19 protein-coding genes are annotated in these 19868 nt (G+C 58.4%); 2 read left to right on the top strand and 17 right to left on the bottom strand.

Features of this window, described 5'->3' with window-relative positions; all coding sequences use genetic code 11:
* Positions 1-54: 54 nt before the first annotated feature.
* Both JUF21_RS08500 and JUF21_RS08495 read right to left on the bottom strand, forming a co-directional pair.
* Complete coding sequence (locus JUF21_RS08500) at positions 55-783, bottom strand: DUF4811 domain-containing protein (protein ID WP_203624600.1); 729 nt, start codon at positions 781-783, stop codon at positions 55-57.
* Positions 780-2276 carry an MDR family MFS transporter gene (locus JUF21_RS08495; protein ID WP_203624599.1) on the bottom strand — a complete coding sequence of 499 codons (1497 nt, stop codon included), beginning with the start codon at positions 2274-2276 and terminating at the stop codon, positions 780-782. Before JUF21_RS08495 ends, JUF21_RS08500 begins: the two co-directional genes overlap by 4 nt.
* Before the next feature lie 119 nt (positions 2277-2395).
* Between JUF21_RS08495 and JUF21_RS08490 the strand changes: the two genes are divergently transcribed.
* On the top strand, positions 2396-2824 hold the full coding sequence (locus JUF21_RS08490) for a MerR family transcriptional regulator (protein ID WP_239061395.1): 429 nt from the start codon (positions 2396-2398) through the stop codon (positions 2822-2824).
* 73 nt (positions 2825-2897) lie between these two features.
* Here the strand turns inward: JUF21_RS08490 and JUF21_RS08485 are convergent, their stop codons facing one another.
* The 12 genes from JUF21_RS08485 to JUF21_RS08430 form a co-directional block, all read right to left on the bottom strand.
* Entirely contained in the window at positions 2898-3851 is a 954-nt protein-coding gene (locus tag JUF21_RS08485) for an alcohol dehydrogenase catalytic domain-containing protein (RefSeq protein WP_203624598.1), read from the bottom strand.
* A gap of 139 nt (positions 3852-3990) precedes the next feature.
* Complete coding sequence (locus tag JUF21_RS08480; protein ID WP_203663969.1) at positions 3991-5406, bottom strand: MFS transporter; 1416 nt, start codon at positions 5404-5406, stop codon at positions 3991-3993.
* A gap of 18 nt (positions 5407-5424) precedes the next feature.
* The gene (locus JUF21_RS08475) at positions 5425-6096 is read right to left on the bottom strand and encodes an HAD-IA family hydrolase (RefSeq protein ID WP_203663967.1); all 672 of its coding nucleotides are present in this window, start codon (positions 6094-6096) and stop codon (positions 5425-5427) included.
* Positions 6097-6429: 333 nt separating this feature from the next.
* The gene (locus JUF21_RS08470) at positions 6430-7197 is read right to left on the bottom strand and encodes a Cof-type HAD-IIB family hydrolase (RefSeq protein ID WP_203624595.1); all 768 of its coding nucleotides are present in this window, start codon (positions 7195-7197) and stop codon (positions 6430-6432) included.
* Positions 7190-7879 carry a beta-phosphoglucomutase gene (gene pgmB, locus JUF21_RS08465; protein WP_203624594.1) on the bottom strand — a complete coding sequence of 230 codons (690 nt, stop codon included), beginning with the start codon at positions 7877-7879 and terminating at the stop codon, positions 7190-7192. The genes JUF21_RS08470 and pgmB overlap by 8 nt, the downstream gene beginning before the upstream one ends.
* Before the next feature lie 10 nt (positions 7880-7889).
* Positions 7890-10610, bottom strand: coding sequence for a glycoside hydrolase family 65 protein (locus JUF21_RS08460; RefSeq protein ID WP_203663965.1), 2721 nt, complete (start codon positions 10608-10610; stop codon positions 7890-7892).
* A 227-nt stretch (positions 10611-10837) separates the two neighbouring features.
* On the bottom strand, positions 10838-12211 hold the full coding sequence (locus JUF21_RS08455) for a S41 family peptidase (protein WP_374706447.1): 1374 nt from the start codon (positions 12209-12211) through the stop codon (positions 10838-10840).
* A 141-nt stretch (positions 12212-12352) separates the two neighbouring features.
* Complete coding sequence (locus tag JUF21_RS08450) at positions 12353-12586, bottom strand: YozE family protein (RefSeq protein ID WP_203663961.1); 234 nt, start codon at positions 12584-12586, stop codon at positions 12353-12355.
* Complete coding sequence (msrA, locus tag JUF21_RS08445; protein ID WP_191988009.1) at positions 12586-13107, bottom strand: peptide-methionine (S)-S-oxide reductase MsrA; 522 nt, start codon at positions 13105-13107, stop codon at positions 12586-12588. Before msrA ends, JUF21_RS08450 begins: the two co-directional genes overlap by 1 nt.
* A 34-nt stretch (positions 13108-13141) precedes the next feature.
* A complete protein-coding gene (locus tag JUF21_RS08440; RefSeq protein WP_203663959.1) occupies positions 13142-13774 on the bottom strand; it encodes a YpmS family protein in 633 nt (210 codons plus the stop codon).
* Between the two features lie 2 nt (positions 13775-13776).
* A complete protein-coding gene (locus JUF21_RS08435; protein ID WP_203624590.1) occupies positions 13777-14625 on the bottom strand; it encodes an SGNH/GDSL hydrolase family protein in 849 nt (282 codons plus the stop codon).
* A 55-nt stretch (positions 14626-14680) separates the two neighbouring features.
* On the bottom strand, positions 14681-15523 hold the full coding sequence (locus JUF21_RS08430) for a DegV family protein (RefSeq protein ID WP_125754895.1): 843 nt from the start codon (positions 15521-15523) through the stop codon (positions 14681-14683).
* Positions 15524-15682: 159 nt separating this feature from the next.
* Here JUF21_RS08430 and JUF21_RS08425 point away from each other — a divergent pair, with 159 nt between their 5' ends.
* Positions 15683-16324 carry a hemolysin III family protein gene (locus tag JUF21_RS08425; protein ID WP_203624588.1) on the top strand — a complete coding sequence of 214 codons (642 nt, stop codon included), beginning with the start codon at positions 15683-15685 and terminating at the stop codon, positions 16322-16324.
* A gap of 49 nt (positions 16325-16373) precedes the next feature.
* Here the strand turns inward: JUF21_RS08425 and JUF21_RS08420 are convergent, their stop codons facing one another.
* The 3 genes from JUF21_RS08420 to JUF21_RS08410 are packed head-to-tail and all read right to left on the bottom strand — an operon-like array spanning position 16374 to position 19752.
* Positions 16374-16865, bottom strand: a complete 492-nt coding sequence (locus JUF21_RS08420) for a dihydrofolate reductase (protein ID WP_203663957.1) — start codon at positions 16863-16865, stop codon at positions 16374-16376.
* An 18-nt stretch (positions 16866-16883) separates the two neighbouring features.
* Positions 16884-17837: a thymidylate synthase gene (locus JUF21_RS08415; protein ID WP_203624586.1), complete on the bottom strand. Its 954-nt coding sequence runs from the start codon at positions 17835-17837 to the stop codon at positions 16884-16886.
* 10 nt (positions 17838-17847) lie between these two features.
* Positions 17848-19752 (bottom strand): ABC-F family ATP-binding cassette domain-containing protein, encoded by a 1905-nt coding sequence (locus JUF21_RS08410; protein ID WP_203624585.1) that lies wholly within the window; start codon positions 19750-19752, stop codon positions 17848-17850.
* Positions 19753-19868 lie beyond the last annotated feature (116 nt).

The raw sequence follows: 19868 nt of genomic DNA, 5'->3' as shown, positions 1-19868 counted from the left end.
TTCAATGGCCGGCAGCAAAAAAGCCGTGTCTTCTCAGACACGACTTCTTCAACCTTAATATTTGGCTTGAATCTGCTTGATCAGCTTGGCCATCGCCTGCTGCTGAGCCTTGGCGGTAATCTGCTTGACCAGCTTCTGCTGATCTGCCTTACTCATCGAAGGATTCTTTTGCATCGCCGCGGCGACTTGCGCCTGAATGGCTTGGCCCATCGCGGCCTTTTGTGCGGCACTCGGGTGCTGCATGGCTTTCGCCTGCTTGCCGAGGGCCTTGGCCTGCTTAGTGGTCAGGTTGTACCAACCCTTGGGCAGCGAGAACGTGTTGGTCTGGCTGACCAGCAAGTGATTGTTCTGGTTGGCAAACAGCGTCGAGTAAAATCCTGACTTGTACACCCACTCGGTGCGGCGGACTTTCATCTGCGCCACGTTATCAGACGTTGAGACGACCTTGTTGTGAATGTCGTAGTCCGCCTTGGTGTGCGTGGCCTTGCCTTTTTGGCTAGTCTTGTAGATGACCACGCTGTGCTTGCCGGCGGTGCCGATGTTCTGATGCAGCAGCAGTTTCAGCTGCGGACTCGGCGATGCGCTGTAAATCACCTGCGTGGTTTCAGTGGTAACTTTTTTCATCCCGACGTGCTGGGCATCGTTGGTCTGGATCAGCGCGATCGAGCCCAAGAGAATGACCAGGAAAACTGCGCTGAGGCACGTGCGCAGCCAGGAGTTCTTCATCAGCATGAAGCTGAGGAACAGCAAGGCGGTGCTAATGATCAGTATCCATAGAATCATTTTGCCGCCTCCTTTTTAGCGTCAGACTTGAGGTCAACCTCAACGGAACCCGTCTTCTGGTTAAGGAAGAATGCCAGCAGCCAGCCGAGGGTCGAAAAACCGATCGCGAACCAGAACGCCGCGTGGTAGCCGTTCAAGGTCGCGTTGAAGAACGCGTGCTTGTAGGCCAGCGGGTCGGACGTGAGGAGTGACTTGGCCGGCTTGGACGCGTTGGTGACGTCGCTGAGCACGGAGATCATGATCGCGGTCGCAATGGAGCTGGCGATCTGCCGCACCGTGTTGTTGACGGCGGTGCCATGGGCGATCATGTTCTGCGGCAAGGCATTCATGCCGTTGGTAGTCAGCGGCATCATCGTCATGGAGATCCCGAACATCCGGACCATGTACAGCATTGTGATGTAAATCGACGGCGTGTTGGCCGTGACGAACGCATAAGGCACCGTCGCAATGGCCAGCAGGAACAGGCCCAGTTGCGCGAGGCGCTTGGCCCCAATGCGGTCAAAAATGTTCCCAGTGACCGGACTCATCAGCGCCATCATGATGGCCCCAGGCAACAGGGTCAGCCCAGATTCCAGCGCCGTTTTGCCGTGAATGATCTGCAGGTACATTGGAATGACCATTTCGGCCCCGACCATCGCCATGTTGGCAATGGAACCCAGGATCGACGACAAGGTGAAGATTTTCGTTTTGAAAACCCGCAGTTCCAGGAACGGCTGGTCCAAGTGCAGCTGCCGGTACGTGAACAGCGCGATCACCAGTACGCCAACGATGATGGAGCCGTAAACGATCGGTGAGCCCCAGCCCTTGTCGCCGACTTCTGAGAAGCCGTAAAGCAAGGCGCCAAAACCGATGGTCGACTCGATGAGCGAAAGTACGTCGAGCTTCGGGTTGCGGTCAGGCAGCACGTTCGCCATGAAGAAGAACGAGCTGATCAAGACCAGCGCCGCAACGGGGATGATCATGCCAAACAGCATCCGCCAGCCGAACTGGTCGATCACCCACCCGGACAGCGTGGGCCCGATGGCGGGTGCAACCCCGATGGCGATGCCGGCGACGCCCATGGCGGCCCCGCGCTTTTCAGGCGGGAAAATCGTCAGCATGATGTTCTGCAGCAGCGGCATCGTGACGCCGACGCCGACCGCCTGGATCAAGCGCCCAGTCAGCAGGATGCCGAAGTTGCCGGCAACATAAGCGACGATCGTCCCAATCAGGAACGTGCTCATCGCAAACATGTACAGAATTTTGGTCGGCACCTTGTTCACCAGGAACGCGGTGACTGGAATCATGATCCCGTTGACCAGCATGAAGCCCGTCGTCAGCCACTGGACTGTCGAAGTGGAAATATTGAACGTATTCATTAAGGTCGGATACGCGGTTGAGAGAATGGTCTGATTCAACACAGTGGTGAAGGTCCCCACGAGCAGGGTGATGATCATCATCATCGCATGGATCGGTTTGCCATTCACATCTTTAGCATTTTTAAGACTGTCCATATGATGTTTTAGGCTCCCTATCTAATTTTTTGTTACCCGAATATAACATTGTGTTATAATCACAAGTGAAAATATTACGTCAGTTGTGTTTACATGTCAATGGTATAGGAGGAAAAACTTTGGATGAATTCAAACGTCAGGTCCAAGACCTTGACGTGTCAATGGGCATCGGCGAAACCAGCCGCGTCACTGGGGCTACGGCCACCCAGATCCGGTATTGGGAGAAAAAAGGCATCGTGCACCCGATCCGCCACGGCGAAGGGCAAAACAAGCGGTACAGCTACCGCGACATCGTGACGATCAGCTTCGTCAAATCGATGATCGACCAGGGTTACACGCTGGCCAAGGCGGAACAAGACGCCGCCACCCACTTCACGTTCGCCGATGCCCTGCAGATGATCGTCAAAGAGCGCGTGCATCTTGCCGCCCAAACTGCGCATACCCTGACGCTAAACTTCGGGCCGCTGGACAATGATCCCGGCTACGACGTGGTGGCCGAAGTCGGCGATCAAGTGACCCTTAAGCGCGTCCCCCACCAAGCCAATTAATCAATGATCGATAGCAAAAAATTGCCGTCTTCTGCATCGTGCAGAAGACGGCATTTTAGCGTCTAGGGTTGAATTAAAGAAGGACGACCACTTTGCCGAAGCTGTCCGGCTCATCCAGCGCCGCCTGGGCCTCACCGGTGTGGGCCAGATCGAAGGTCTTGCGCGGTTTAACGTCGATGTGGTGATTCTCGATCAGCCGCATCATGTTGGCAAAGCGCTCCGGGGTGATCTCAGCACCAGAGCCGAACGAGGTCAAAGACGCCCCGGTGGGAATGACGAACGGGTCAAAGTCCGGCACCGTCCACTGATTGGCCAGACCGCCGACCAGGCAGCAGTACCCGCGCGGATTCAGGTGCGAGAGCGAATCCGTCAGCGTTGCCGTCCCGACCAGTTCAATTATGGCGTCGAACTTGCCATCAGTTTGCACCTTGCCGTCCTCATCGAGCACCGGCTCGTCGCACCCGATGGCTTTTAGCGCCGCAAATTTTTCTTGGTGGCGCGTGGACCCGGCAATCTTAATGGTTGGATCCATCGCCTTGGCCAACTTGATGGCCGCGCTGCCGACGCCGCTGGTCGCCCCACGCACGAGCAAACTGTGGGCGAGGTCAAGGTGCGCATTGTGCAGCGCGCCGTACGCGGTGAAGTAGGTCTCGGGGATCGCGGCAAATTCGGCCCAGCTGAGACTGGTGGTCACCGGCAAAATGCTTTGATTCGGCATCAGCACGTACTCGGCATAACCGCCGTCAAACGCCCGCCCCATGCCGCCCATCAGGCAGGCGACCGTTTGACCGACTGGCAGGTGAGCGGCGTCGGTGGTGTCCGCAATTTCACCGACGCACTCGATGCCCAAGATCCGCGGGAACTTGACAGTCGGTGACTCGCCATTGCGAGTGAAAATTTCCGACCGGTTGATGCCAAAGCCTTTGACTTTGACCAGACTCCAGCCAGGTTTGACCTGAGGGGTCGGCACCTCTTTAAGCTGCAGTGCTTCCGGCCCGCCTGCTTGTTCGATCACGATTGCTTTCATGCTGACTGCCTCCGTTCTCAATTAGTTTCACGCCTATAGTGTACCACCCGCGGTAAAGTACCAAGAAGGCAGCCTGCACCTCGCCCACTCCGGCTACTGCGGAGCCCCGTCGCCTCGGCTGGCCTCGCATTGACGTGAATCAGCCGGCTTGGCGAAACACCCGCCACCGCGGTACCGTCAGCCCAAGCACCACGGCCGCGGCCAGCACCAGGACCGTCGCAATGCCCATTGCCAGGTGCATGCCGCTGATAAACCACGCTGGGTGGGCCGCCGGGAACGTGGTGATCCGCCGCCCGGCCAGGGTGCTCATGCGGGTAAACAGCGTCGTGGTCGCGGCGCTGGTGCCGGCGACCATCCCTAGGTTGCGCGCCAGTGCGTTGACACTGCCCGCGACGCCCAGTTGCGTGGAATCGGCGACCGACATCACGAGGTCCCCGATTGGCGACTGAAAGATCCCGCTGCCGATCCCCAGCATCACCGTGATCACCACAAAGGCCCACAGTGAGCTGTGCAGGCCGAGCAGCAAGTAGCCGGCACTCCCGAGCGCAATCAGCAGCACGCCGCTCAAAGCGACCGCAGCGGCGTTATAACGGTCGGCCAGCACGCCGCCCAGCGGCGCAAAGAACACCATCATCAGCGGGTACAGCGTCAGCAGCGCCCCGGCGGTGCCCGGCCCGAGCCCCAGCGCGTCCTCGAGGTAAAACGGCATCAGCACGGTCGTGAAGAACTGCGCCATGAAGACGAAGAACACCGAGAGCACCCCCAGTGAAAACAGTCGGTTGTGGAAAATCGTCAGCGGCATCAGCGAGTTTTGGTTGCGGCGGTCCCACCACCAGAAAAATAGCAAGGCCGCCGCCGCAGTGATCAGCAGGCCCATCACCCCCGGCGTAAGCCCCTGGGTCTGCAGCAGATTCAACGACCAAAACCCGGCCCCGATCGCCAGCGCCTGGGCAGCTGCGCCCAGCCAATCAAAGGTCGACCGCTGCGGCTGCCCGTTGCCCATCGCCCACAGCGCAAGCCCCAAAGCGACCAGGCCAAATGGCACGTTGATCCAGAAAAGCACTGGCCACGCTGCGACCGCCAGCACCAGTCCGCCAACGGCCGGGCCGGCGACACTGCCTAGCGCGACAAAGGTGCCAACGAAACCCATCGCCTTGCCGCGCTCCCGCGCCGGGAAACTCGCCGTCACGATGCGGTAAGTATTGGCCAACGTCATGGCCGCCCCGGTCGCCTGCACGATCCGCGCCACCATGAGAAAGGCAAAGCCCAGATCAATGCCCGCCATCACCGACCCTAAAATGAAGCCCGCCGTGCCCCACTTGAAGATGCGCGGCTTGCCGATCAGGTCGCCCAGCTTGCCGAATGGCAACAGCAGTGCCGTTAGCACGATCAGGTAGACCGATGTCGCCCACACCATTTGGCTGGCCGGCACGGCGAGGCTTTTGGCCATCACCGGCACCGCAACGTTGACGACCGACCCATCCAGATTGGTCATGAAGGCAAAAAAGCCCAGCGCCGTCATCGCCCACCAGCGCTTACTTGCGGCGATTTCCATTTAAATTCCCCCTGACCTTTAACTCAGCTGGGCCCGCAGATTTGCCAATGTCAGCTCCCGGGTGCTCGGCACCACCAGCGCCGCCTCCTTCAAGATCCACCGATCACCAATGCCGACCGATAAGGCCCCGGCCGCGTTGATTGCCTCGATCCCGGACGCCGCGTATGAGATGCCGATACAGTCCGCCGGCGCCGAGCCAATGCTGGCAGAGGCCTTTAAATATATTTCTGGATTCGGCCTTTCCTGAATGAACATATCTGGGCAAATCCGATTTGGAAAATACTGGGATAATTCAAGCCTGTCAAGTACCACCGGGACGTTTTTCGACGCGGAGGCTAAAGCCAGGAGAAACCCGTTTGTCTTCAATTCGGCCAAAAATGCCTTGATTCCCGGCAGGGTATCAGCCGGGGTCAGGTTTGCCACCAACTTGAGAAATCGTTCATTCTGATGGTTGGCAAGGAATGCCTCAGCCACCGCATCAAACTGATCAGCTTCACCTGAGTAATCCAAAATCATCCCGAGCGTATCAAAGCGGCTGCGGCCTTTCAATTGCACCTCGAGTTCATCATCCCAGGGCAGCTGAAGTGAGGTCGCGAGCTGGTGCCAAGCCTTCAGATCTAAGCTTGCCGTATCGAGAATCACCCCGTCCAGATCAATGAGAAAACCACGAATCTGCGCAAACTTCACCATTTGGATCACCCCAATAATTGATGAGCTCATGGTAGCAGAATTTTTTCTCCCTGGCGCTTCAGACGACTCGTTGCCGCGTGAAAAAAACGTGTCCCATGTCAGATTGCAGGCGACTCGCCTAATACTTGTTTAGCTAATTGCTTGACTCTGGGCGACAGCAACGTGATCATCTTGGTCAACGTCGCGTTGTTAGTTTAGCCGTCATCGGCAGCGCCATGTTGACTACCAAGCCGGCGTCCTTGGTCATAAACGCAAAACGGCCGGGTTGAAGACTCAGCGACAGATAGCAAAACAGGAGCACACTTACTGTGTGCCCCAGTTGTATTAGCCAATTTAGATCAATTGGAAGTGCCGCAGCCCTTGGCCAATGCCGTCATGCATGTTATCGCCGGTCACGTATTCGGCCAGGGCCTTCATTTTCGGATTGCCGTTGCCCATCACCACGGGGTGATCGACCAGCTTCAGCATCGGCTCATCGTTCAGCTCATCGCCAAAGCCGTAAGTGGGAATGCCGGTGAGCCCCGCCTCGGCCAGTAGTTTCAGAATGCCAGTCCGCTTGGACACGCCGGCCAGCATGGTGTCCAGGCCGCGCGGATTATTCCGTACCAGGTCCAGCTGACCGGCAAACTGCCGGTTGTACAGGGCTTCCTTGTCCGTGTTGAACACGAACATGAAGTTGACCTCGTGGGTTTGGTACCAGTCCGGGTTCACCTTAGCGTCCAGCTTCAGCAGGGCAAAATTCTCGCGGGTAGCCGCAGTTTCTCGACTCAAGGCAAATCGGCGGTTGTTGAACCACGCCACCGGATCGCCTTGCTTTGCGGCAAAGGCGTTGAACGCCTCGATCAGCGGCGTCGGGATCACCGCCGCGTCCAGCTTGCGGCCTTGGTACTGGACGTAACTGCCATTGGCCGAGACGATCGAATCAATACCGGTTTGATCCAGCACATACTGAATCTCGAAGATGTTGCGGCCAGTCGCGACCACCGGCAGCACGTCATTTTGCCGCAGCTGCTCGATGGCCGTCAGCGTGCTTTTGGCCAGTAACTTATCATCGCGCAGCAGCGTGCCGTCCGAATCGAAAAAGACAACTGCTTTAGGCATGCACATCGCCCTTTTCCATCGCGGCCTTGATGTTGGGCAGGGTCAGCTCGGCGGTCGAGGGAAAGACGATGGCGGCCTCGTGCAGCTCTTCAGCATCCCCGATGCCGACTGACAGTTCACCGGCCGCGTTAATGCCCTGAACGCCCGCGGCCGCGTCTTCAATGCCGATGCAGGCCTCAGGCGCGACAGCGATACTCTCGGCGGCCTTGACGAAAATTTCTGGATCCGGCTTGCCGTGAGCCAGCGTCGCGGGGTCGACGATGTGCGGGAAGTACTCGGTCAGTCCCAGGTTCTTCAGCACCCGCGGCGCGTTTTTCGACGCGGAGGCCAGCGCGAGCTTGTAGCCGCCAGCCCGCAAGGCATCCAGAAAGTCCTGGATTCCTGGCAGGATGTCGGCGGGGGTCAGCGTGTCGACCAGCTGCAGGTACCGCGTGTTTTTCTCGGTGGCCAGCGCTGCTTTTTCCGCCAGCGTGAAATCATGTTGCTTGCCGCCGTGCTTCAAAATCAGATCAAGCGACGCCATTCGGTCAATACCCTTCAGTGCGTCGGCCAGCTCATCGTCCCAGCCGGCACCCACCTTTTCGGCGATTTGTTTCCAGGCCTGCGAATGAAATCGCGCCGTGTCCGTGATCACGCCGTCCAAATCAAAGACGGCGCCTTTAATTTGCTCAAATGTTGTCATGAAATGCCTCCTAACGATAGTCGACCGTGACTGCTTTACCCGCGGTCAACGCGATTGGCTTGTCTGCCACCTTGACTTGCAGATCCTGGTCCGCCTTCAGCGTGAGGGTCTGGTGATCAGCTGTGACTGCCACCGCTGCGCCCTGGAAGTGCAGCTGGTAGTCCAGCTGCTGCCACTGACTTGGCAACTCCGGCTCAAACCGCAGCTGCGAGCCTAGCAGATTCGCGCCGCCGTACAGGGACTCCTCAACATACAGTGTCGCCCCCATCACGCCCAGGTGAATCCCTTCGGCGGTGGTGCCGCCTTGAATGTCGTAGTAATCCGAGAACAGCGCCTGATGGAACAGCTGCCACGACTGGTCGCGGCGGTTGTCCATGCGCGTGAGGACCGCGTACACGATCCGCGACAGCGTCGAGCCGTGCGTCGTCCGCTCCAGGTAGAACTCCAGGTTCTGGGAAAAATGATCCGCCGGCAGCTGGTAACCCATGTCGGCGATCAGGCCCTCGATGGTGGCCGGATCCAGCAGGAAGTACGCCATCATGGTGTCGGCCTGCTTGGCCACCTGATACGCGTCCGGCGTTTTGCCTTCCGCCTTCAAGATGCGGTCGATGCGCGAAATATCGCCGTACTTTTTCTGGTACGCGTCAAAGTCCAGCGTCGGCAGCTTGAAGTAGCCGGCGAACTGACCGATGATGCCGTTGTCGTTGACGTCCAGGGTCAACTTGCGCCGCACGACATCGAGCTGAGCGAAATCATGCGCGGTAAAAGCGGCCCGCTTGGCGGCGGCCGCATATCCGTGCTTGGCGAATCGCGGTTTCAGCTGGCCGATCAGCTGAAACAGCCATGCCGTCATGATGTTGGTGTACGCATTGTCGGTAAGGCCGGCCTCGTCGCTGTTCGGATAGCTTTCGTGGTACTCATCCGGCCCCATCACGCCGCTGATGTGATAGCGGCCGGTGGTCTTATCCAGCGTCGCCATGCTGAGCCAGAACTTCGCAACCGACAGCAGCAGCTCCAGGCCCTGATCTTTCATGTACTGGTCGTCGCCTGTGATGTGCCAGTACAGCCAGGCGTCGTAGGCCACCGCCAAGGAGACATGGCGCTGGCGCCGCGAGTTGTCCGGGTCCCACTGGTTGGTCAGCGGGTTCAGGTGGACGAACTGCGATTGCTCGTCGCCTTTCATCCCTGACTGCCACGGGTACATCGCGCCTTGTTTGCCAATGCTTTGCGCATACGCGCGCGCCGCCGGCAGCCGCCGGTAGCGGTAATCGAGCATCGCCTTGGCAATTTTGGGCGCGTGGGTCGCGTAAAACGGCATGACGAACATCTCGTCCCAGAAGACATGACCGCGGTAGGCCTCACCGTGCAGCCCGCGGGCCCCGACCGAGGCGTCAAGCTGATTGCTGGCCAAGGCCGCGCCTGACACGAACAGGTGGAAAATGTTGACGCGGGTCAGCTTCTGGCTGATGGTGTCGCCTTGGATCGCAATATCGTCGCCTTGCCAGACCTCGCCGTAAAATGCCGCGGTGCTTTTTTCGGTATCGGCAAAGCTGACTTCATCCAGCTCATCCCAGACGGCGGTATCAAGCGGCGTCTCGCCGCTTTCTCGACTGGTGAACAGCGCGACCAGCTTGTCGATCGTGTAGGTCTTGGCCGGCTCGACGGTCAGGTCCACGGTTTGGCGAATCGCCTTGGCGCCGGTGGTGGTTTTCACCTGCTCGCGCAAGTCGCGGTTGGGGCTAGTCAGCTTGCTGCCGATGGCAAACGCAATGCCGGAGTTTTTGGTGGTGCCGGTGAGCAGCGCCTTGTTGGCCGCACTGGCCATGCCCGTCACGGTGATGTGGTGCTGGTCGAACTGGTTGTAGCGCGCCACGTTTTTGTTCACGACGTCGCCGTCGATCGTGCCGTAAACCTGCACGCTGCCGGCAAAATTCAGCGGCGTGAACTCGTAGCGAATCGCGAGCCGGTGAAAATGGCGCATGTCCGCCACCTTGGTTGCGCGCACCATCATTTGATGCCCGGTGCCAATGGTCACCATCAGCGTCGTCGTCAGCTTGCCGGTTTTCAGATCAAGGCTGCGGTAACTGTCGGTGATGCCACTGTGGCGAATCTGGAACGGGTTGGCATGGTCGATGCCGATGGTCAGCGCCTGCGGGTTCGGCAGGTTGACCAGGTCCTCGTTGACCACGTCGCGGCCGTTGACCGGCGTCGTGTTCTGGTTGTACACGCCGGCCACGTACAGGCCCGGATAGTTATCGTCATCCGCGCGGCTTTCCACATAGGCCCCACGCAGGCCATAATAGCCGTTGCCGAGCGTCAGCATCGCCTCCTGCCCAAAGTTGCGCTTGCCCTGATACTCGCCGTAATAATCCAAGTGCCAGCTGTTGTACGTCTGCTTGGCTTTAACGGCCTGGTCCAGGCCGTCCTTGGTCACCGTCGGCCGCGCCAGCACCGGCACGTTGAACAGGTTGGTCAGCGCCAGCCCGATGTCGATGCGCTGGTGGTTCAGCCCCACGACCGTGTCGGAAAACGGATAGGTCAAGGGGTTCTCGATAATGATGGCGTCAAAGCCGACGCCGACTAATTTCACACGAATGTTTTCAAGGTTTTCGCCAATTGACTGGTCCGGGTCATACCGGATCACAATGTGCCGCGGCTGCATCTCCGCGTTTGCTTGAGGCACATCCATTTCAATGGCGTCCGTCAAGATCTTTAACGAGATTGTTCTCATTTAATCATCCTTTCAGAAAAGGGTACAAGATTATGTTAACTATTTTCGTTCCAAACGTCAAACTTGGTCAAACCCTGATTGTTTCCTGAGGTTACTTTAATCGTAGCAAACCCAGCCGCCAAAAGCCGGCCTGAGCCCTCGCCAAGTGGCAGCGTTGGCTGATGGCAACCATTAGCCGGACATGCAAAAGCGCCCCGTTTCGACTGTGCGAAACGAGGCGCCTTACTTTACTTGTCTAACTGTTTGACCGCGGCCGCCATGGCCGTGTCATCGTTTTGCAGCTTAGCGGACAGCAGCGTGATCAATTTGGTCAGCGTTGCGTCGTTGGTTTGACCGGTCACCGGCAGGCGGTTGTCCTGCTGGAACTTCTGGACCGCCGTTTGCACGGTCGGGCCAAAGTAACCGTTGACCGTGCCAACGTCGTAGCCCAAAGCGGCCAGCGAGGTCTGGAGCGACTTCACATCGGTGCTTTCGTCGCCCAGCTTCATGTTCGCGGTCGCAAAGCCGGCGATCTTGGCCCAGGCCGGATAGTCGGCCTTGATGGTCGGCGTCAGGCCCTTGTGGTTGATCCAGGACCCGTTCGGTGTCAGCCACTTGGCAATCGTCAGCTTGACCTCGGCGTTGTCGCCAAGCTCCGCAACATTTTGCACGGTGCCCTTGCCGTAGCTCTGGCTGCCGATCAGCGGCACCCCGGCGCTTTGGTTCCAGGCTGCGGCCAGAATCTCGGAGGCCGAGGCAGAATCGCCATCGATCAAGACGGCGATGGGCTCGGTGATCTTGAAGCCCTCATCGTAGCCCTTGCCGGCCTTGTAGACCTGCGTCTTGCCGGCGCGGTCTTGGACCTTGACGATGGTCTTGCCGTTCTTCAGCCCCATCGACGCCATCTTCAGCGCCGTGTTGAGCTCGCCGCCGCCGTTGCCCCGCAAATCCACGACGAACTTCTTGGCGCCTTCCTTGCGCAGCTTTTTGACTGCGTTTTCGAACTGACCCGCGGTCGGCTCGGAGAAGGTCGCGACGGTGATCACGCCGACGGACTTGTCGGTTTGGTTCAGCGCCGAGGTGACGGTCGCCTGGGTGATCCGCGCCCGCGTCATCGTCACGGTTTGATCGCTGCTGTCGCGGCGGATGGTGACCTTGACGCTGGTGCCGATCTTGCCGCGGATCTTGGCAACGGCCTCCGTCACGGACTTTTTCTCAACGGACTTGCCGTTGACCGCGATCAGCTGGTCGCCTGCGCGCAGCCCCGCCTTTTTGGCCGGACTGGTCGGCTGGACGCTTTGCACCGTCAGCTTGGTGCCGTTTTGCTCGATCGTGGCGCCGATCCCGCCGAAGCTGGCGGACATGGTGTCATCCAGATTCTTCTTATCCTCGTTTTGCAGGTACGTCGAGAACTTGTCGTCCAGGCTTTCCATCATCCCGTTGATCGCCCCGTTGGCCAGCTTGGTCGACGAAATCGGCTTGTAGTAATTGGCCTTGATGGAGTTGTAAGTGCCGATGACCTTGTAAAAGGCCGGCGGCACCGTGATCTTATCACCGGGGTTGAGCTCGGGGTGCAGCGCGTAGCCGAGGCCGCCGCCGACCAGCAGCGCGACCACAGCAATCAGGGCCGTCGCCCACTTGGAAAAGCGGTACGACGGGCGCTTTTTGCCTGGTTCCGGGGTCGGCGTTGGCGTTGGTGTCGGCTTGGGCGCTGGGGTCGGCGTTGGGTTTGGCTGCTGATTTTCTGGGTCGTTATCCATACTTTAGTTCCTTCCGACGTGTTCGTGGCTCAGGTACATGTTGTACGCCTCGTCAAAGACACTCATGCTCGGCAGATAGCCGGCGTTCAGCTCCAGGTAATTGGAGAGCTTTTCAAAATCAGTTTCCTGCTTGGGAAACGCCTGGTCCAAGAAGGCATTTTGCGAAAAGTTGGCAATTTCACCGTGGTCATTCGGGTTGCGCAAAGTCATCAGGTACTGGTAAAAGGTTTGGCGCATTAGGCGTCCCTCCAGTTTTTGTCGATGAATTCCTGACGCTGCTGGTGCTCCTCGGCAAAGCGCCGCGGGTTGTGCGCGTAAAACTGCTGGTGCTCGGGCTCGGCCTCGTAAAACGGCTTGGCGTCCTCGATTGAGGTCACAATTGGCTTGTCGAAGCGGCCGCTGGCTTCAAGCGCCGCCTTTGATGCCTCGGCCGCCTTGCGCTGCGCCTCGTTGGCGACGTAAATCACCGGCCGGTAATTGTCGCCGCGGTCTTGAAACTGACCCATGGCGTCGGTCGGATCGGTTTGCTGCCAGTAAGTGTTGAGCAGATCCTCATACGAAACGACACTCGGGTCATACGTGATCCGCACGGCCTCGGTGTGGCCCGTCTCGTGGGCCTTGACCTGCGCGTAGGTTGGGTTGGCGACATGCCCGCCGGTGTACCCGGACACCACGTTCAAAATGCCTGGCTGCTCCTCGAAGGGCTTGACCATGCACCAAAAGCACCCACCTGCAAAAATTGCTGTTTCTGCCATCACAATTTCCCCCTTATCTCACACTCGAGCCTGCCGCTTACTTTTTTGGCAGGTAAACCGAGAAGTCGATCTGCGAGTTAGGCAGGTCGATCTTGGTGGCCTTCAGCTGCATGCCGTTAGCCATCTTGAATTTGTTCAAGTCTAGCACAACCGTCTTCTGCTTGCTATTCATCCTGACCCAATTGGGCAGTTTGTAGTTGCTGGCAGCGTAGCTCATCACGTACGAGATCGGCACGGGCAGGCTGCCGACGTTCAGCCGGCGGGCCTTGAGCTCGACGTTGCCGTTTTTCAGGACCAGCGGGTCAAACAACAGGCTGAAGCCGACTTTTTGGCCGAAGAACTTGAACGACCCGCCGAGCACGGCTTGATCCGCCAAAGTCAGCGAGTACTTCACGTTGCTGCCTTTTTGAAAATCGTTCAGGTAATAAGAAATAATCTCGTTGGCTTGGCGCTTGGTCAAGGACACGGTCATCGCCGGGTCGCCAGTCGTGGTGTCTTGCGTCGAGTAACTTTGGGCGACCGGCGTCAGCACCGAATGACCCAGCCAGAGGCCGGTGCCAAGCATCAGCCCGATCAGGATCAGAAATGCCCACTGCCACAGGTTAACGCGGCCGCGGGCCCGTGTGTTTTCAGATTTGGTGGCCCGTTTGCGGGTCTTTGCTTCTCGCATACTTATTTCTCCCAGGATTGCTTAGTTGCTTGCATCTTTTTCCAGAGCTGCGACGTCATCAGCGCGTACCCGGCGTTGTTCGGGTGAAAGTGATCCGACTCGAAGATCAGCGGGTTCTTACTGCTGCCCGACATCGCCGCCTCAAGCTTTTGCTTGTCAGACTTGCTGTTGGCCTGCGTGCCGGTACCCTTGGTCAGCACCGAATCGATGTCGACATAGTACATGTGATCAAAGCCGCCCAGCGCCGCCTGCGTCGCACCATTCCAAGTCTTCACGCTGGTGCTCATTGCGGTCAGATTGGGAAAATAGACGTAGAAGGGATTGTAGACGCCAAATACGTACACCGGCGCCTTCGGGTTCAGCTGCCGCAGCGCGGTCAAAAGACTGGTCAAATGGCGCTGGTAAGTGGCTGCGCCGTCGGTGACGTCCTTCGTCGAAATCGACAGAAGGTTCTTTTGCAGCACGTGCATCAGGTCGTTGCCGCCGACCGTGACGGTCAAAATGTCGGCGTGCTCGACATCGGTGCGCAGCTTTTTCTGCTTGTTCACGCGCTTGAGGATCTGCGTGCTGGTGTCCCCGGTCACGCCGTAATTCGCGGTGTCGACCTGGTAGACGCCGGAGCTTTCCAAGTCGCCTTTTATCAGGCCGACATAGCCGCCGTTGTTGGTCTCATCGCCAACGCCGTGGGTCAGGGAATCCCCAACCGCGGCCAGGCGCAGGGTCTTGACCTGCTGCACCTGCCCTTTGAGTTGAATCGGCTGCGCCTTGGGCCCCGCCACCTGCCAGATCAAGAACGTGACCACAGCCGAAGCGAGGACGATCAAGACACTTAACCACCAGTGTTTTTTCATGGGTCCTCCTTTAACTAAAAAAAGAGCCGGGAAACCCGACCCGAATGTATCTATTTTAGTCGACGTAGTACGTGATTGCAAAGGCCCCATCGCCGGTGTGCGTGGCGATCACCGGATCAGTTGGCCGCACAAGCAGCTCCGCAGTTGGCAGCGCGGCCTTGACCTTGGCGCCGATTTCCTCGGCGAGCTTTTGACCGCCGGCGTAGGACACGCCAACACTCTTGACGTTGCCGAGCTTGGCCATTTGCTGAACCGTTTTATCGGCGAAGTTGACCAGCGTCTTCATGCCGCGGCCTTTTTGCAGGGCCTTAAGCTCGCCGCCGGTGACTTCGAGGATCACCTTGATGTTGAGCAGCGAGGACAGCATCCCCGACACGCGGCTGATGCGGCCGCCCTTGACCAGGTTGTCCAACGTGGACACGCCCATCACCAGCTTGGTGTGGTCGCGGATCTGTTCCATCCGCTTGATCACGTCGGCCATCGGCTTGCCCGCCTGGATCAGCTTGGCGGCCTCGATCACCTGGAACGCCAGCGCGCGGTCGGTGAACTGCGAATCCACCACCGTCACCTTGCCCTTGCAGAGCTCGGCAGCCTGGCGTGCGGAGTTGACCGTGCCGGAAATGGCCTCAAGCATGTGCACGGCCAGCACCTCACTGCCGTCAGCGGTCAGGTCGTTGAACACATCGAGAAAAGTCCCAATCGCCGGCTGGGAGGTTTTCGGCAGCGCTGAGGCCGCCGCCATCTTATCCATAAACTCGGCGCGCGTGATGGTCTCACCGTCTACATACACGGTGGAATCGATCATAATCGTCAGCGGAATGACGTGAATGTCGTACTTCGCGATTTCTTCCGGGGTCAACTGAATTGATGAATCCGTCACCAGTTTGATGTTTGCCATTTGAGCCACGCTTTCTGTAGGTAATTTTGCACTGGGTTCAGTATACCAAAGCATGCCCCTATTTGTCAGTAACAGGGCACTTAGTTTTGAACACTAGATAAGATTGTTTTACCATCTTCATCATGGTATTATAAACGTAAAGAACCAGGGAGGTTGCCGATGCAATTGAGTAAACCATTTAAGTCAACGTATTATAATTTCAATGACCAGATGCTGAGCGCTGTCACCCACGCGTTTGCGCTGGGCCTGGCTGTCGTCGGCACGGTTGCCTTAGCCTTCAAGGCCACCACCACGCTGCGGCTGGTCACCTTCCTGGGGTTCGGTTTTTCGCTGATCATCTTGTACCTGGGCTCCACGCTGTTTCATGGGTTTTACTTCACCAAGGCGCGCCATGTCCTGCAAGTGATCGACCACTCCAGCGTCTTCATTTTGATTGCCGGCTCGTACCTGCCCTACTGCCTGGTCGCCATTGGCGGACCGCTGGGCTGGGGGCTGCTGGCCGCGATCTGGCTGCTGTGCGCCGCCGGCATCGCGTACAAACTCTTCTTCCTCGGCCGCTTTCGTGGCGCAGAAACGGCAATTTACGTGATCCTGGGCTGGATGTGCCTGATCGGCATGCAGCCGCTGTGGGCGCACCTGGGCCGCATCGGCTTCTGGCTCCTGGTGGCCGGCGGCGTGGCTTACACGGTTGGCGCGCTGCTTTACTCGCAGAAAAAAATCCCATACATCCACGTCGTTTGGCACGTGTTTGTCATGATCGGCTCGGCCTGCATGTACGCTTCGATTTACCTGTTCGTTTGAGTTTATACAGCAAATGCCGGCGCGGAGAAAATTCCGCGCCGGCATTTTTTTATGACTTGCGTTGCCAGGTCTCAAACACGTGGGTCTTGCGCGGGTCAGGGTCGATGACTTCGCGGCTGGCCACCTGTTTGAAGGCGGCCCAGTCCAGCGCAGGCATTTTGACGTCGCCGGTGAAGGTCCCGGCCAGCTTGGTCACGTACAGTCGGTCGACGATGTCGGCATAGGCGGTGAAAATCTGGGCACCGCCCACGATCATCAGGTGCTGTTTGGGGTGCGCCGAAGCAAACGCCAACAGCGCCTTGCGGTCGTGAATCACGACGGCACCAGGGGCTTGATAGTCTGCCTGGCGGGTCAGCACGATATTTGTGCGGCCGGGCAGCGGGCGCTTCGGCAGACCCTCGTAGGTCGTCCGCCCCATCACCGTCAGCTGGCCAAGCGTGAGCTGCTTGAACTGGTGCAGGTCATCGGGCAGGTGCCACGGCAGCTTGCCATTTTTGCCAATCGTGCCGGCTTGGTCCTGCGCCCAAACAAATGCGATCATCGTGTCCTCCTGTGGTGATCAGACGGCGACCGGGGCCTTGATGGCGGGATACGGGTCGTAGTCTTTCACCTTGATGTCTGCCATGGTCAGCGTGTCGATGGTTTTGCCCGGCGTCAGCACCAGCTGCGGGCTGTTGCGCGGCGTGCGGCTGAGCTGCTCGGCGACCTGGTCGACGTGGTTGGTGTAAATGTGCGCATCCCCAAACGTGTGGATGAATTCCCCGACCTGCAGCCCAGTTTCCTGGGCCACCAGGTGGGTCAACAGCGCGTAGCTGGCGATGTTGAACGGTACGCCAAGGAACATGTCGGCGCTGCGCTGGTACAACTGCAGCGAGAGCTTGCCATCATTGACGTAAAACTGGTACAGCGTGTGGCACGGCGGCAGCGCCATGGTGGGCACGTCTTCCGGGTTCCACGCCGAAACGATCAGACGCCGTGAATCAGGCGTTTTTTTGATCGCCTCGATCACGTTGCCCAGTTGGTCGATGGTGTCGCCGCGGCTGGTTTCCCAGGCGCGCCACTGCTTGCCGTAGACGTTGCCCAGCGTCCCGAATTTTTTGGCGAAGGCTTCGTCTGCCAAAATTTTATCATCGAATGCCTGCATTTGCGCCTGATAGACCTTGGCAAATTCCGGGTCCTTGAGCCGGCGCTGGCCGAAGTCGGTCATGTCCGGGCCCGTGTACTCACGGGATTCGACCCAGCGCTCGAAAGCCCACTCGTCCCAGATGTGGTTGTGGTGCTGCAGCAGAAAGCGAATGTTGGTGTCGCCGTGCAAAAACCACAGCATCTCGCTTTTGATCAGCCCAAATGGAACCTTTTTCGTCGTCAGCAAGGGAAACCCTTCGCTGAGGTCAAAGCGCAGCTGCGCCCCAAAAATCGAATAGGTCCCGGTCCCGGTGCGATCGCCTTTGAAATCCCCGGTTTCCATGATCTGCTTGAGCAGGTCCAGGTATGGCTGTTCTGTGACTGGCATCGTCTTCCTCCTAATCTGACACGTACTCATCGAGTGCGGCAAAGCGGTCAAACATCTTGTCGAGCGCGGCGTTTTTGTCGTCGATCTGCTTTTGGATGTCGCCCAGCTTGACGTAATCCTCGCCGCTGATTGTGCCCATTTCTTTTTTCAGCGCCGTGATTTCATCGTCCAGCGCATCCATTTTCTTCTGCAAGTCGTCGTGCTCGATTTGCTCCGCGTAGGTCAGCTTGGTTTTCTCGGTTTTTTCGGCGGGCTTCGGCGACGCCGCTTGCGGCAGCGGCTTGGCCTTAGGACCGGCATCCTGCTGCTCGTCTGCCCGCATTTTCTTCAGGTAGTCGGTGAACAGGCCAACATGGCGGTCGATGCGCCCGTTGCCTTCGAAGAACAGCAGGTTATCGGCCACTTTATCCAGAAAGTAGCGGTCATGCGAAACGGTGATGATGGTGCCCGGAAACTGCCGGAGGTAATCCTCCAGCACGGTCAGCGTGGCGACGTCAAGGTCGTTGGTCGGCTCATCGAGCAGCAGCACATTCGGCTGGCTCATCAAGATCCGCAGCAGGTACAACCGACGTTTTTCCCCACCGGACAGGCGCGAAATCAGCTCGCCGTGCATGCTGCGCGGAAACAGGAACTGCTCCAGCAGCTGGGTGACGGAAATGCGCTCACCGGCATTGGTCACCAGCTCCTCGCCGGCTTCTTGCAGGTAGGCGATCACGCGCTTAGTCGGATCCAGGTCAACGGCCAGCTGGGTGTAGTAGCCCAATTTGACCGTCTCGCCGAGCACGCAGGTCCCGCTGTCCAGCTTGACCTTGCCGGCGATCACGTTCAGCAGCGTCGACTTGCCGGCGCCGTTGAGTCCCGAAATGCCGATGCGCTGGCCCGGCTGCACCAGCCAGGAGAAATCGTTCAGAATGCGGTGGTTGCCCAGCGTCAAGTTCGCGTGGGAAAATTCGATGACTTTCTTACCCAGCCGCGTCGACGCGACTTTCATCTCCACGGTACCGTTCTGGGCCGGCTGGCTGTTCATGTTTTCCTTCAGCTCGTCAAAACGGTTGATACGCGCCTGCTGTTTGGTCGTGCGGGCCTGCGCGCCGGCGTGCATCCAGTCGAGCTCCTGCTTGTACAGCTGCTGCTGCTTGTGGGAGCTGGCGGCGTCGCGCTCATCGGCGGCCGCCTTTTGTTCGACGTACGCCTCGTAGTTGCCGGTGTAGCGGTGCAGCTGGCCGCGGTCGAGCTCCCAAATCGCGTTGGTGACGTGATCAAGAAAATAACGATCATGGGTGACGACCAAAAGCGCGCCCTTGTATTTGGCCAGGTAAGATTCAAGCCAATCAATGGAGTCAAAATCCAGATGGTTGGTCGGCTCGTCCAGCATCAAGAGGTCCGGCGCTTCGATCAGCACCTGAGCCAAGCCGACCCGCTTCTGCTGGCCGCCGGACAGGCTGCCGATGGTCTGGTTCAAATCCGAAATGTGCAGCTGGGTCAGGATCGTTTTAATGTTGGTCTCCGCGTCCCAGGCGTCCAGCTGCGTCATTTTGGCGTCGGCCTTGGTGTAGGCCTCCTGAGTGGCCGCGTCCATGGGCGCCTTGGTGTATTCGGCCAGCGCCTGCTCGTAGGTGCGAATGGCCGCAAACACCGGCGAAGTCCCGCCGTAAATCGCGTCCATGATTTGCTTGTCTGGATCCAGCGCCGGCTTTTGTGCCAGGTAGCTGATGCGGTAATTTTTCGGCGTGGTGATGTCGCCGGCGTCAAACGGATCGGTGCCGGCGATGCCATTCAGCAGGGTCGTTTTGCCAGTGCCGTTGACGCCAATCAGGCCGATGCGGTCGCCTTCGTTAATCAAAAAGTCTAAATCAGTGAACAGTTGCTTATCGCCGTACGCTTTGCGCACGCCTTCCGCAGTCAATGTTTGCATAGTCATCCTCGCTTCTTCTGTCCACCATCATAACATGGAATTTGGAGAGTGAAAATTGCGCCGCTTCGCCTAGAACGCGCAAAAAGGCGGCCGGATTCGCCACCTGGCCGTCAATT

The organism is Lacticaseibacillus sp. 53-4 (assembly GCF_016861805.1).
In the GTDB taxonomy this organism is placed as follows: domain Bacteria; phylum Bacillota; class Bacilli; order Lactobacillales; family Lactobacillaceae; genus Lacticaseibacillus.
The sequence above is the reverse complement of the archived record's forward strand: the minus strand, read 5'-3'. Positions and strand labels throughout refer to the sequence as shown.